Raw genomic sequence first — 12,216 nt, 5'->3', positions numbered from 1 at the left:
GTGGTAGAGCTCGTACCCGAATGCCATGAGCGCACAAAGGTTGCGCTCTTGCGTTTAGAGAAACGTGGTGAGCGTTAGTTCCGCCGTATTTGTGGCTTGTTGTCGGTGCAGATCGACGCGCTTCATTGCGGCTTGCGCGCTGTCGGTTGCGCCATGTCTGCCGCGAACATGGGCGCATTGGCCAGGCCGGCCTGCGCCTCGGCCAGCATGCCCATCATGTTTTGCTGGTAGTTGCGCACATGCTCCCCGAGCGGCTGCCAGCCGCGCATGGCGACGGCGCTCAGTTGCAGGGGATCGGTGCAGGCCGCGAGCTGGCGGCCGGTGTCGAGCGCGGTCTCGAGCGCCTGGCGCGCCATCTGCATATTCAGTTCACTCACGCGCGCCAGCAAATCGACATTGCGCTGCGACAGCGTGGCGATCATGCCGGCCTGGGCATCGAGCTGGGCCTGCAGCGCCGGATTGGGCGGGACACTCTCGGAAAAGGAAGGCATGGCACGCTCCATGGAGGGAAGGGCGGTGCGCCCTGACCTTGTACGACCATGGAGCGGGCCGGAAGTTCTGGCGCGTCAGGCGTCGGCCACCTTGAGCACCAGCTTGCCCAGGTTGCGGCCCTCGAACAGCATCAGCAGCGCCTGCGGGAATTGCTCGAAGCCGTCCACCACGTGTTCATGGCTGGCGATCTCGCCGGCCGCCAGCCACGCCCCCAGTTCGGCCACCGCTTCCGGGTAGCGCGCCGCGTAGTCGAACACCACCATGCCCTCCATGCGCGCGCGGTTCACCAACAGCGCCAGGTAGTTCGACGGCCCCTTGACCGGCGCCGTGACGTTGTACTGCGAGATGGCGCCGCAGATCACGATGCGCGCCTTCATGTTGATGCGGGTGAGCACGGCGTCGAGGATGTCGCCGCCGACATTGTCGAAATAGACGTCCACGCCTTGCGGGCAAGATTGCTTGAGCGCGGTGGGCAGGTCGCCCGCCTTGTAGTCGATGCAGGCGTCAAAGCCCAATCGCTCGACGACGAACCGGCATTTGTCGGCGCCGCCGGCGATGCCCACCACGCGGCAGCCCATGCGCCTGGCGACCTGGCCCACGGTCATGCCAACGGCGCCGGCCGCGCCCGAGACCACGACCGTGTCGCCGGCCCTGGCCTGGCCCACGTCGCGCAGGCCAAAGTAGGCCGTCATGCCCGGCATGCCGAGCAGGTTCAGCCACGCGGTGAGCTGGCCCACGCGCGGGTCGATCTTGACGAGGTTGGCGCCCTTGTCATCGGCCGGCCCGGACCAGTAGCGTTGCACGCCGGTGCCGCCGGCCACATGGTCGCCGACAGCAAAGCGGGGCGAGCGCGAGGCCATCACCACACCAAGCCCGCCGGCGCGCATGACTTCACCGATGGCGACCGGGCGGATATACGATTTGCCCTCGTTCATCCAGCCGCGCATGGCCGGATCGAGCGACAGGTACAGCACCTTGACCACGACCTCGCCGTTGCCTGGTTCGGGCACCGCGACTTCATGGAATTGCCAGTCGTGCGGCCGCGGCAGGCCGACCGGGCGCGCGGCGAGCAAGAATTGCTGGTTCGGCGGGAAAGCATTGGTCATGCGGGTCTCCTGGTCATGGATGAATGATCTCTGCCGGGAAGTCTATACCGCACCGCCGCACCGCGCGCGCCGCGCATGCGACAATAGCGGGTTCACGAGCGAGCTTACCAGCGCTACCACCGATCAATCCGTTCAAAGCACCGCATCAATGGCTATCAAAGCGACCATCTACAAGGCCGACCTGTCGATTGCAGACATGGACCGCAACTATTACCAGGAACACAGCCTGACGATCGCCCGGCATCCGTCCGAGACCGACGAGCGCGTGATGATCCGCGTGCTGGCCTTCGCGCTGCACGCCGACCCGGCACTGGCGTTCACCAAAGACCTGTTCGACGTCGAGGAGCCGGCCCTGTGGCTGAAAGACCTGACCGGCGCCATTGACCTGTGGATCGAAGTAGGCCAGCCCGACGAGAAGCGCTTGCTGAAAGCTGCCGGCCGCTCCGAGAAAGTGATCGTCTACAGCTACAGCGCGACGAGCAATATCTGGTTCAAGGGCATCGCCAACAAGATCGAGCGCGCGAAAAACGTCAGCGTGATCAATATTCCGTCCGAGATCAGCGCCCAGCTCGAAAAAATGGCGGCGCGCTCGATGGCGCTGCAATGCACGATCCAGGATGGCCAGGTGTGGCTGACCAATGGTGTCGACACCGTGCTGGTCGAGCGTGAAGTCTTGCGCGGCGCGGCGTAAGACTGTATTTTTCACTGACTTTCATTTGCCAAGGATTGCCATGACCCGTCACCTGATCGCCGCGCTTGCCGCCGGCCTGTTTTCCATCTCCGCGCTGGCCCAGGTCACCGTCACCGAACCGTGGGTGCGCGCCACCGTGCCGGCCCAGAAAAGCACCGGCGCCTTCATGCAGCTGCAATCGGCCACGCCGGCGCGCCTGCTCGAAGTGCGCACGCCCGTGGCCGGCCGCGCCGAGATCCACGAGATGGCGATGGAAGGGCAAGTGATGCGCATGCGCCAGGTGAAGGGCCTCGATCTGCCCACCGGCAAGCCGGTCGTGCTGGCGTCGGGCGGCTATCACGTGATGTTGCTGGACCTGAAGCGCCAGCTGAAAGAAGGTGAAAACGTCGAACTGACGCTGGTGGTGCAGGACGCCGCCGCCAAACGCTCGGAAGTGAAGGTGACGCTGCCAGTCATGCCGCTGACGCACAGCGGCAAGCCGGCAGCGCACGATGCGCACAGTGGCCACGCGGGTCACGCCGGCCACTAATCAAGGCAGGCTTTTTCAGTGCATCACTGCGGCGCGCTCCCGATGCGCCGCACTTCGCCCGAGCCGGCCACACTGCGGCTCACCTTCGGGTCGCCGTAATACCCGACGTCGCCCGACCCGGCGATGCTCGCGCGGATTTCGTTCTTCGCCCACACCGTGGCGTCGCCCGAACCGGCCACGCTGATGCGGGCGGTGTCTGAAGCGATCCGGCCCAGGTCGACATCGCCCGATCCGCTGATCGATACCGCCAGGTCGCGCACCGCGCCGCCATCGGCGCGCAGGTCGCCGCTGCCGGCCACACTGGCCGACACCGTCTCGGCGTCCAGGCGTGCGATCTGGATCTTGCCCGATCCGCCCAGGTCCAGGTCCACCCGTTTGCCGCGCAGGACATCCGCATCGATGGTGCCCGAGCCGCCCAGCGACAGGCGCTCGATCTGGCGCGCCGTCACGACGATCTTGAGGTTGCGCGTGCGCAGGTTCAGGTTGCGCTTGGCGGGACGAATGCGCAGCATGCCGTCTTCCACCTGCGTTTCGATCAAGGCCTGCAGATTGTCATCGGTCTCGACCGTGACGCTGTCGACGCTGCCGCTGCGCAGTTCCAGCCGGCCCGGCAGCCCCATCGCGATGCCCTTGAACGACTCGACCTTGCGGGCCTGGCGCGTGACGCTGCCGTTGCCTTCGACCTGTTCGCTGCCGAACGGCCAGGCCATCGCCGTGGGCGGCGCGGCAGCGCAGGCGAGGGCGGCGGCAAGCATCAGCGCGCGCAGGGCAGGGGTGGAACGATAGGCTTGCGACATGAAGGGCTCCTTGAAAGTCTGTGGGAATGGTTGGCATATTGGCAGGACACCATGGCATTGCCGAGTCGTTTGCGACAGACTGCGCGCGGCGCGGTGTGAAATGCAAGACGGCAGGTTGAAGCGCAGGATTCGCTGATTCCCACGCAAACGGCCGAGATGCACTAAAATAGTGCGCTTTTTGCAACGGAGTAGTGCGATGAACCTGATTTTGTTGGCGCTCGCATTCTGTGTCGGCATTGCCATGTCGGTGCAGGCGGCTGTGAACAGCCAACTGGCCCATTCGATCGGGGCCAATTCGGTGATGGCGGCCCTGGTGTCGTTCAGTTGCGGCACCGTCGTGTTGCTGACGGTGGCGCTGGCCAAGGGCGGCGTGGGTGGCCTGGGCGCGACGCTGACGGCGCTACCGTCGCAACCGGCCTGGAAGTTCCTTGGCGGTTTCCTGGGTGCCGCGTTCGTGTTCGGGACGGTATTCCTGGCGCCGCGTATCGGACTGTTGAGCCTAATCGTGCTGGTGATCGCCGGTCAGCTGATCAGCTCGATGGCGATCGATCATTTCGGGCTGATCAATATGGCGATGCGCAAGGTATCCGGTGTGCGCATCGTTGGTGCGCTGGTGGTGGTGATCGGGGTGACGATCACGGTGTTTGGCGAGCGCATTGTTGCGAGCATGTCACGCTGAAGATTTTTTTCTTTAATGCAATACTCCGGTTCTATAATGGTCGACACTTGATCTTTTACCAGCATCGGCCAGATGGAACATCACCAGTCCTCGCAGATTCCCACCCTGTCGTACATCGAGAACGAAGACCATCCGGTATTCGAAACATTGGTCCAGCAAATCCTGCATCTGCTGAACTCGAAGCTGGTGTTCTCGGACATCATCATTCACCAGAACAGCCCGTTGATGCTGCGCCAGCCGAAAGGGCTGGTGGCGGTGACCGATTCGCCGATCACGAAGGAAGAGCTGGAAGAATTCTTCGACGTGATCGAGCCGAACTGGCCGCAGCGCATCATGTCGCGTGCGTTCGACCGCTCGATCGACCTGCACACGGCGCGCATCCGCGCCAACTGCTTCCGCTTCCAGGGCGGCAAGCGCATCGGCTGCGTGATCCGGCGTTTCCCGAAAGAGCCGATTCCGCTCGATGACCTGGGCCTGTGGGCCGATGAGCGCGAGTTCGCGCGGCTGACCAGCGGCCTGGTGCTGATCATTGGCGACACCTGTCAGGGCAAGTCGACGACGATCGCGTCGATCCTCGACGAGATCAACCGCCACCGCTCGGGCCATATCATCACCATCGAAGATCCGGTCGAAACGCTGATCCCGCAACGCAAATGCATCATCACGCAGCGCGAAGTGGGCGAAGACGGCGACGTCGACAGCTACTACCTGGGCGCACTCGACGCGCTGCGCGAGCGCCCGGACGTGATCGTCATCGGCGAGATCCGCGACGCCCAGACGGCGCAGGAAGCACTGGCGCTGGCCGAATCGGGCCCGCTGGTGCTGGCGTCACTGCATGCGCGTTCGACCGAGCTGGGCCTGCAGAAGATGCTGCGGCTGCTCGGTAACACGGACGCCCAGGCGCAAGCCCTCGCGCACGCACTGCGCGGGGTGCTGTGCCAGGCACTGCTGCCGTCGGTCGAGGGCAATCGCTATCACCTGGCCACCGAATGCCTGACGCCGAGTCCGGCCGTGGTGCGCATGCTCGAAGCCGGTGACCTGGGCAGCATTCGCGCGCACATGAATCGCGGGATCGACGCAGGGTGCCACACGATGAATGCGTCGCTGGAAGGCTTGCTGGCGTCGCACAAGGTGCGGGTCGAGGATGCGCGCAATGCGACCACCGATCGCGTGGCGTTTGCCGACATGGTGTGATGCGTCAGTCGAGAGACACCGCTCGGTAGCGATTGACTTCGGCCGCCGTCACCGGCGCACCGGCATTGCCCCAGCTGGTGCGCACCCACGTTAATACCGCCGCCACCTGCGCATCGTTCAGTTCATGCCCGAACGGCGGCATGCCGTACGGCCGCGGATTGCCGCGCGTGCCGGGCGGGAAGCCGCCGTTGACCGTCATCCGGATCGCGTTCACGGCCGGCGTGATTGTCACCGCGCGATTGCCGGCCAGTGGCGGATAGGCCGGCAGCCTTCCTTTGCCATCGTCGCCGTGACACGCCGCGCACTGCGCCGCGTAGATGCGGCCACCTTCGGCCAATACCTGTTCGCCGGCCGGCGCTGGCGCAGGCTGCGAGACTGAAGGCGCGGCGGCCAGCGATTTCAGATAACCCGCCATCGCGCTCAGATCCCCCGGGCTCAAGTGCTGCAGGCTGCGCGCCACCACCTCGGCCATCGGCCCCGTCGCCGAGCCGCGCGGCGAGATGCCGGTGCCCAGCAGCGCGACGATGTGCGCCTCGCTCCAGTCGCCCAGGCCCGCCTCGGCATTGGCCGTCAGCGAGGGCGCGTACCAGCCGAGGGTAGGTATCATGCCGCCGCCCAGCGCGCCATCCGTCGCGCCCAGGCCGTTGCGCGTGCTGTGGCACGCGCTGCAATGACCCAGGCCTTCGACCAGGTACGCGCCACGATTCCAGCTGGCGCTCCGCGCAGCTAGCGCCTTGAATTGGGCGGGCCGGAAGTACAGCAGGCGCCAGCCGGCGAGTAACGCTTGCTGGTCGTACGGGAAGCGAATCTCGTGCGGCCGGTTCGCCTGGCGCTGCGGCGGCAGGCTGCGAAAGTACGCGAACAGCGCATCGGCATCCGAGCGCGTGACCTTGGTGTAGTTCGTGTACGGGAAGGCCGGATACAGCAGGCGGCCGTTGGGCGCCACGCCATTGTGCAGCGCGTTCCAGAAGTCGTCCGCGCTCCAGGCGCCGATGCCGGTGGCGCGATCGGGCGTGAGGTTCGGGCCGTAGAAGCGCCCGAACGGCGTATCGAGCGCGCGCCCGCCGGCATAGGCCACGCCGCCACGCGCCGTGTGACAGGCGATGCAGTCGCCGGCCCGCGCCAGGTACGCGCCGCGCGCGATGTTGGCGGGTGTCGTGGCCCAGGCATCGGGCGAACTCGCCGGCACGAATTCGGCGCGTGGCCAGGCCAGAGCGACCGCGAGGATGACAGCGCCCACTACCACCAGCAAGACGATCCGCATGGTCTTCATCACGGCGCGCTGCCACACAGAAGCGGCAGCGGCCGGGCGATGCTGTCGGCCGGCCGCGCATCGGGCGGCATCGGCTGCGCCGCCAGCCACCCTGATATGGCAGCGACATCCTCGGGTGACAATCGTGCAGCCACTTGCCCCATGCAGTCCGGCGCATGCGCGCGCCGCACGCCGTTGCGCCAGGCGCCAAACTGCGCGTTCACGTAATCGCGCGGCAGGCCAAGCAGGCCCGGAATGGCAGGCTGCACGCCGGTCAGGCGCGCGCCGTGGCAGGCGATGCAGGCGGGGATGCCGCGCACCTTGTCGCCGTCGTGTACGAGCTGTCGACCGCGTTCACGCAGTGCGGGTGACAGGTCGGTGGCCGAGGGCGGCAGCACGGTCGGCGCCTGCGCCGCGAAGTGGTCGGCGATCTCGCGCAGGTAAGCGTCGGGCAGATGCTCGACCAGATAGGTCATCACGGGATAGTGGCGCCGGCCGTCCTGGAAGTTGCGCAGCTGGTGATACAGGTAGCCGGCGGGCTTGCCGCCGATGCGCGGGTAGAAGCTGTCGTTGACGGGATTGCCGCGCGCGTCGACGCGCGCGTGGCAGGTGGCGCAGGCGAGCAGGCGCTGGGTGAGGGCGTCTGGAACGGGTTGCGGCGCGCCATGGGCCACAAACGTCACCGCGCAAAGAAGGGCGGCAGCGGGCCAACGAAAGCGTGCAGGTCTCATGGACTCACCGGCAGTATGGACGCCGACGATGATAGCGCGAATCTTGAACGCCGCGCGGGAATTACACCGCCGGCGTGTCGGCCTTCCAGCGCCGGTAGATCTTCAGCGCCGCATGGGCATCGTCCGCCGCATACTGCAACTGCTTTTCGGACAGGCGCGGCAGCGACCAGTTGGTGGTCGTGATGCGCTTGGATTTTTGCAGGCGCTGGCCAAAGAAACGTTCCACTGCGCTCCTTGCGCCGAGCGGATTCTTTTCGCCGCGCCGGCGCAGCGCCGTCGACAGGTCGAGCACGTTGCGCAATTCGATTCCGAATTTCGACTTCAGCCGCCGCACGTCGTCGCCCAGGCCAAAGCCCACCTTGAGGATGCTGCTTGAGGCGAGCACGGGCTGCAGCACGGTGAGGGCCAGCGCGATGCCGGCCGGCGTGGCGGTCTGGAACAGAAAGGCGAGCTGGTCGGTGGCCAGTTGCACCAGGTGCGGGCCGGTCGAGACTTCACCCTTGGCGAAGGTGGGCTTGGATTCGGTGTCGAAGCCGATGACGTCGGCAGCAAGCAGCGCCGCCAGGGCTTCCTGCGCGTCCGCGTCGGAGCGCACCAGCCGCACCTGGGCCAGGTCGATGCCAAGGTATGGCGGCAACTCGGGCGGCAGCTCGGACGGCAACGCTTGCGTTGCCGTGCCTTTCAACACGTCGCCCGAATTCAATTCTTGGAGAACTTGGACGCCAGCGCCTGCAGTTTTTCCTGGCGCTTGCGGTTGTTTTCTTCTTCGAGGGCGGCGTCGCGCTCGGCCTTCTTGCGGTCGGCTTCCTTCTTGAAGCGCTGCTGCAATTGCTCTTTGGCGTGCAGGCGGTGCGCTTCAGGCACTTCGGCGCCGGCAGTACCGTCGAGGTCGTAGCGGACCTTGGCTTTTTCCATCGCGCGCAGGTAGCGCATCGAACCGGTGTGGATGCCCAGGGCGGCGCGCATCGTTTTTTTGTCCAGGCCCGGCATGCGTGCCTGCAGCTGTTTGTCGATACCGATCGACAGCGGCAGGCAGTCACGGAAGGCGGGATACTCCTGCTGGAGTTGCTTGAGCAGCGAGCGCGCCGACTGGCCTTGCGCCGGGGCCGGGGCTGCTGGCGCCGCCGGTGCGGACGACAACTGCTCTGGCGATTGCGAAGGCTGCTGCGCGTCCGGGGTGTCCGGCGTGGCGTTGGTGTCGACGGACTCTGCAGGGGTATTGGTATTCATTGACTTCATGGTAAGAACAGGATTGCGAAGGATAGCACGGCGCTAAAAGGCGCATTGTACTAGTTCCACTAATAAATGTTGAGAAACCCGCACTGCGATGGAGCATGACAAGGCGAAATCGTGTATGATCCGCCTCTTGCCTTGAGTCCGGCTTGCGCCGGCGCAGACCAGCAAGAAGGTCGACATGTCGGGGCATCGCACTATGTGACTTGTGTATATCCCTTATCGGATCTATCAATTGTCACCAAAACTTGCATTGGGGCATAATAGCCTCATCTCCTATTCTTCTAGAAAAATAGATGCAAGCCCGTGTTAGCGGGCTTTTTTTCGTTTCGACATGCACAGCACGATTTTGAACAGCGACCAAGTCCCTCTGCCCGCAGCCCCCGATATTGAGCCGGCGCGCGCACCGAAGGGCAGGTCGAGCTTGAAGTCTGGCATGTCCGCCCCAAGGTAGGGCCACTTCCGTTCCCCCTTTCCCAGGTCCCGCACGCGGGGCCCGCTGGATTATTGACTTCGCAGGCGCGCTACTCGCCTCGACTGGAGAGTTTTAAGTTATGAAAAACACCGCCAAGACATTGACACTGACAGCGAAAAAAGCCCCGGCCAAGGCATCGGCCCCGCTGGCAGTGCCTAAAACCGCCACTTCCTACTTCCTGGAGACGGAAGCGGCGGCCAAGGTCACGGTGGTCAAGACCCGTTCGCGCCTGGCGACGCTCAAAGCCCAGGCCGACGCGATCCTGGCCGCTGGTGGCCCGGCCGCCGAGCCTGTGGCAGACGCACCGGCTACCGCGTCGGCTACCGCACCGGTTGCTGCAGTTGTGGAACCAGTCGCCATCGCGCCGGTGCAAGCTGCCGCGCCGGTTGAAGTCAGCGAGCCAGTTGCTGTCGAAGCCGACGCGCTCGCCGGGCAGGATCCTGCAGAAGACTATATGCCAGCGCAAGCCAAGCCGGCCGCGCCGCCCGTCATCGTGCGCAAGCGCGGTCGCCTGGCTGCCCTGAAAAACGCCGAGCCGGAAAGCGACGTCGCCGAAGAAGCCGCGCCAGCCGCAGCCGCGGTTGTCGAGACTGCGCCAGTCGCCGATGAAGCGCCGAAAGTCGTGCGCACCCGCACCGCGCGCCGCGTCGACGCCAGCCCGGCGTCGGTCGCCGTGGCCCAGACCAATGCCGTCGGCACCGTCAGCAAGACCACCGACGCCGCTGCGCTGGCCGCCATCGATACCTCGGGCTACCTGCTGCCGCAAGTGAAGGTGCCTGGTCGTCGCGGCCGCAAGCCGAGCGAATTCGTGCCGGAGAACGACGAAGTCGCGGCGCTGAATGCCGTCGAGCGCGCCGAAATGAAGGCCGCGTCGAAAGTGCGCGAGCGCAAGGCCAAGGGCATCGCCCTGCTGAAAGAAGAAGGTTTCTCCGAGACCGAGCTCGAGCGCCGCCGCCAGCAGCTGAAGAACCTGATCAATATGGGCAAGGAACGTGGCTTCCTGACCCACGCCGAGATCAACGATCACCTGCCGGAAAACATCATCGATCCGGAAGCAATCGAAGGCATCATCGCGACCTTCAACGACATGGGCATTGCCGTCTACGAGCGCGCGCCGGAAGCCGAAATGATGCTGTTGTCGGACCAGGCCGTCACGCCGACGAGCGAAGACGAAGTGGAAGCGGCTGCCGCCACCGCGCTGTCGACCGCCGACTCGGACTTTGGCCGCACGACCGACCCGGTCCGGATGTACATGCGTGAAATGGGCGCCGTGTCGCTGCTGACGCGCGAAGGCGAAATCGAAATCGCCAAGCGCATCGAGCAGGGCCTGAAAGACATGGTCCAGGCGATCTCGGCCTGCCCGACGACGATCTCGGAAATCATCGCGCTGTCGCACAGGATCGCGAATGACGAACTGAAAATCGACGACGTGGTCGATGGCTTCGTCGACATGAACGACACCCCGGCCCCGGCCGCCTCGGTCGCCCACGCCGCTGCCGTCAGCGAAGAGGACGACGAAGAAGAAGAGGAAGAAGTCGAGGAAGAAGAGGGCGACGTCAATAGCGGCGCCGCCGCCGGCTACTCGCCCGAGCAGCTCGCGCAACTGAAGAAGAGCGCGCTCGAGAAATTCTCGCTGATCGAACAGCAGTTCGACCTGATGGGCCACGCGTTCAAGAACAAGGGCTACGGTTCGGCCGCTTACGAAGATGCGCAAGCCGTGATCTCGTACGAGCTGCTGGGCATTCGCTTCACCGCGAAAGTGGTCGAAAAGCTGTGCGACACGCTGCGCGGCCAGATGGACGAAGTGCGTTCGATCGAGCGCGCCGTGCTGGACATCTGCGTGAACCGCTGCGGCATGCCGCGCGCCCACTTCATCAAGGTCTTCCCGGGCAACGAAACCGATCTGCAATGGGGCGACCGCGAAGTCGACTGCGCGTATCCGTACAGCGCGGTGCTGAGCCGTAACCTGCCGGCGATCAAGGAACTGCAACAGCGCATGATCGACCTGCAGGCGCGCGTGGCGCTGCCGCTGGCCGATCTGCGCAAGATCAACAAGCAGATGGCGGCGGGCGAGAAGCGCGCACGCCAGGCCAAGCGCGAAATGACCGTGGCCAACCTGCGCCTGGTGATCTCGATCGCGAAGAAATACATCAACCGCGGCCTGCAGTTCCTGGATCTGATCCAGGAAGGCAATATCGGCCTGCTGAAGGCGGTCGACAAGTTCGAATACCGTCGCGGCTACAAGTTCTCGACGTATGCGACGTGGTGGATCCGCCAGGCGATCACGCGTTCGATCGCCGACATGGCCCGCACGATCCGCGTGCCGGTGCACATGATCGAAACGATCAACAAGATGAACCGCATCTCGCGCCAGATTATGCAGGAGACCGGCAGCGAGCCGGATCTGCCGACCCTGGCCCTCAAGATGGAAATGCCAGAGAACAAGGTTCGCGAGATCATGAAGATCGCGAAAGAGCCGATTTCGATGGAAACGCCGATGGGCGAGGACGGCGATTCGCAGTTGGGCGACTTCATCGAAGACAACGCCACGCTGGCCCCTCTGGACGCCGCGCTGCACGCATCGATGCGCAATGTGATCAAGGAAGTGCTCGATTCGCTGACGCCACGCGAAGCGAAGGTGCTGCGCATGCGTTACGGCGTCGAGATGTCGAACGACCACACGCTGGAAGAAGTGGGCAAGCAGTTCGACGTCACGCGTGAGCGGATTCGCCAGATCGAAGCGAAGGCGATGAGCAAATTGCGCCAGCCGTCGCGCTCGGACAAGCTCAAGACGTTCCTGCACAATCAGTAATCAGTCATCAATAAGCTGCGCGCCGACTGGTTCGGCGCGGGAAAATCGCCCGGTTCGTGCCTGGTGTTGTTCAGTCAGCCTCAAGACCGTCATCCCCGCGCAGGCGGGGATCCAAGGCAGTTGCACAGTGATTGCACCAAGCATTCGTGGTGTGCGTGCAAACTTGGATCCCCGCCTTCGCGGGGATGACGTTTTTGAGCTGACTGAACGGTATTCCCGGTTCGT

The 12,216-nt window shown here is 64.7% G+C and carries 12 protein-coding genes; 5 read left to right on the top strand and 7 right to left on the bottom strand.

Annotated elements, in window-relative coordinates:
• Positions 1 to 122: 122 nt before the first annotated feature.
• The gene (locus AB2N08_RS16515) at positions 123 to 491 is read right to left on the bottom strand and encodes a phasin family protein (RefSeq protein WP_367611884.1); all 369 of its coding nucleotides are present in this window, start codon (positions 489 to 491) and stop codon (positions 123 to 125) included.
• A 75-nt stretch (positions 492 to 566) separates the two neighbouring features.
• Entirely contained in the window at positions 567 to 1,598 is a 1,032-nt protein-coding gene (locus tag AB2N08_RS16510) for an NADP-dependent oxidoreductase (RefSeq protein WP_367611882.1), read from the bottom strand.
• A gap of 148 nt (positions 1,599 to 1,746) precedes the next feature.
• On the opposite strand from AB2N08_RS16510, the gene AB2N08_RS16505 reads away from it, so the two are divergent.
• Both AB2N08_RS16505 and AB2N08_RS16500 read left to right on the top strand, forming a co-directional pair.
• On the top strand, positions 1,747 to 2,289 hold the full coding sequence (locus AB2N08_RS16505; RefSeq protein ID WP_367611880.1) for a YaeQ family protein: 543 nt from the start codon (positions 1,747 to 1,749) through the stop codon (positions 2,287 to 2,289).
• 40 nt (positions 2,290 to 2,329) lie between these two features.
• Positions 2,330 to 2,818, top strand: coding sequence for a copper chaperone PCu(A)C (locus AB2N08_RS16500; protein WP_367611878.1), 489 nt, complete (start codon positions 2,330 to 2,332; stop codon positions 2,816 to 2,818).
• Positions 2,819 to 2,841: 23 nt separating this feature from the next.
• Here AB2N08_RS16500 and AB2N08_RS16495 read toward each other — a convergent pair whose 3' ends face one another.
• Complete coding sequence (locus tag AB2N08_RS16495) at positions 2,842 to 3,615, bottom strand: head GIN domain-containing protein (protein ID WP_367611876.1); 774 nt, start codon at positions 3,613 to 3,615, stop codon at positions 2,842 to 2,844.
• Between the two features lie 196 nt (positions 3,616 to 3,811).
• On the opposite strand from AB2N08_RS16495, the gene AB2N08_RS16490 reads away from it, so the two are divergent.
• Together AB2N08_RS16490 and AB2N08_RS16485 are read left to right on the top strand one after the other, a co-directional pair.
• On the top strand, positions 3,812 to 4,294 hold the full coding sequence (locus AB2N08_RS16490; protein WP_367611874.1) for a DMT family transporter: 483 nt from the start codon (positions 3,812 to 3,814) through the stop codon (positions 4,292 to 4,294).
• A gap of 72 nt (positions 4,295 to 4,366) precedes the next feature.
• On the top strand, positions 4,367 to 5,488 hold the full coding sequence (locus AB2N08_RS16485) for a type IV pilus twitching motility protein PilT (protein ID WP_367611872.1): 1,122 nt from the start codon (positions 4,367 to 4,369) through the stop codon (positions 5,486 to 5,488).
• Between the two features lie 4 nt (positions 5,489 to 5,492).
• Here AB2N08_RS16485 and AB2N08_RS16480 read toward each other — a convergent pair whose 3' ends face one another.
• The 4 genes from AB2N08_RS16480 to AB2N08_RS16465 all read right to left on the bottom strand — a co-directional run bounded on the left by AB2N08_RS16480 (position 5,493) and on the right by AB2N08_RS16465 (position 8,701).
• Positions 5,493 to 6,761 carry a c-type cytochrome gene (locus AB2N08_RS16480; protein ID WP_367612000.1) on the bottom strand — a complete coding sequence of 423 codons (1,269 nt, stop codon included), beginning with the start codon at positions 6,759 to 6,761 and terminating at the stop codon, positions 5,493 to 5,495.
• Positions 6,761 to 7,471 (bottom strand): c-type cytochrome, encoded by a 711-nt coding sequence (locus AB2N08_RS16475; protein ID WP_367611870.1) that lies wholly within the window; start codon positions 7,469 to 7,471, stop codon positions 6,761 to 6,763. The genes AB2N08_RS16480 and AB2N08_RS16475 overlap by 1 nt, the downstream gene beginning before the upstream one ends.
• Before the next feature lie 61 nt (positions 7,472 to 7,532).
• Positions 7,533 to 8,156 (bottom strand): 3'-5' exonuclease, encoded by a 624-nt coding sequence (locus AB2N08_RS16470; protein WP_367611868.1) that lies wholly within the window; start codon positions 8,154 to 8,156, stop codon positions 7,533 to 7,535.
• 14 nt (positions 8,157 to 8,170) lie between these two features.
• Positions 8,171 to 8,701, bottom strand: coding sequence for a ProQ/FINO family protein (locus AB2N08_RS16465; protein WP_367611866.1), 531 nt, complete (start codon positions 8,699 to 8,701; stop codon positions 8,171 to 8,173).
• A 557-nt stretch (positions 8,702 to 9,258) separates the two neighbouring features.
• Here AB2N08_RS16465 and rpoD point away from each other — a divergent pair.
• A complete protein-coding gene (gene rpoD / locus AB2N08_RS16460) occupies positions 9,259 to 11,991 on the top strand; it encodes an RNA polymerase sigma factor RpoD (RefSeq protein WP_367611864.1) in 2,733 nt (910 codons plus the stop codon).
• Positions 11,992 to 12,216 lie beyond the last annotated feature (225 nt).

Origin of the sequence: Massilia aurea, assembly GCF_040790145.1 — a bacterium.
Classification (GTDB): Bacteria; Pseudomonadota; Gammaproteobacteria; order Burkholderiales; family Burkholderiaceae_D; genus Telluria; species Telluria aurea_C.
The sequence above is the reverse complement of the archived record's forward strand: the minus strand, read 5'-3'. Positions and strand labels throughout refer to the sequence as shown.

Excerpts from the sequence above, each read along its gene's own strand:
- AB2N08_RS16465 (WP_367611866.1), bottom strand. The coding sequence starts at position 8,701 with ATGAATACCAATACCCCTGCAGAGTCCGTCGACACCAACGCCACGCCG.
- AB2N08_RS16475 (WP_367611870.1), bottom strand. The coding sequence starts at position 7,471 with ATGAGACCTGCACGCTTTCGTTGGCCCGCTGCCGCCCTTCTTTGCGCG.
- AB2N08_RS16480 (WP_367612000.1), bottom strand. The coding sequence starts at position 6,761 with ATGAAGACCATGCGGATCGTCTTGCTGGTGGTAGTGGGCGCTGTCATC.
- AB2N08_RS16510 (WP_367611882.1), bottom strand. The coding sequence starts at position 1,598 with ATGACCAATGCTTTCCCGCCGAACCAGCAATTCTTGCTCGCCGCGCGC.
- AB2N08_RS16505 (WP_367611880.1), top strand. The coding sequence starts at position 1,747 with ATGGCTATCAAAGCGACCATCTACAAGGCCGACCTGTCGATTGCAGAC.
- AB2N08_RS16500 (WP_367611878.1), top strand. The coding sequence starts at position 2,330 with ATGACCCGTCACCTGATCGCCGCGCTTGCCGCCGGCCTGTTTTCCATC.
- AB2N08_RS16495 (WP_367611876.1), bottom strand. The coding sequence starts at position 3,615 with ATGTCGCAAGCCTATCGTTCCACCCCTGCCCTGCGCGCGCTGATGCTT.
- AB2N08_RS16490 (WP_367611874.1), top strand. The coding sequence starts at position 3,812 with ATGAACCTGATTTTGTTGGCGCTCGCATTCTGTGTCGGCATTGCCATG.
- rpoD (WP_367611864.1), top strand. The coding sequence starts at position 9,259 with ATGAAAAACACCGCCAAGACATTGACACTGACAGCGAAAAAAGCCCCG.
- AB2N08_RS16485 (WP_367611872.1), top strand. The coding sequence starts at position 4,367 with ATGGAACATCACCAGTCCTCGCAGATTCCCACCCTGTCGTACATCGAG.
- AB2N08_RS16515 (WP_367611884.1), bottom strand. The coding sequence starts at position 491 with ATGCCTTCCTTTTCCGAGAGTGTCCCGCCCAATCCGGCGCTGCAGGCC.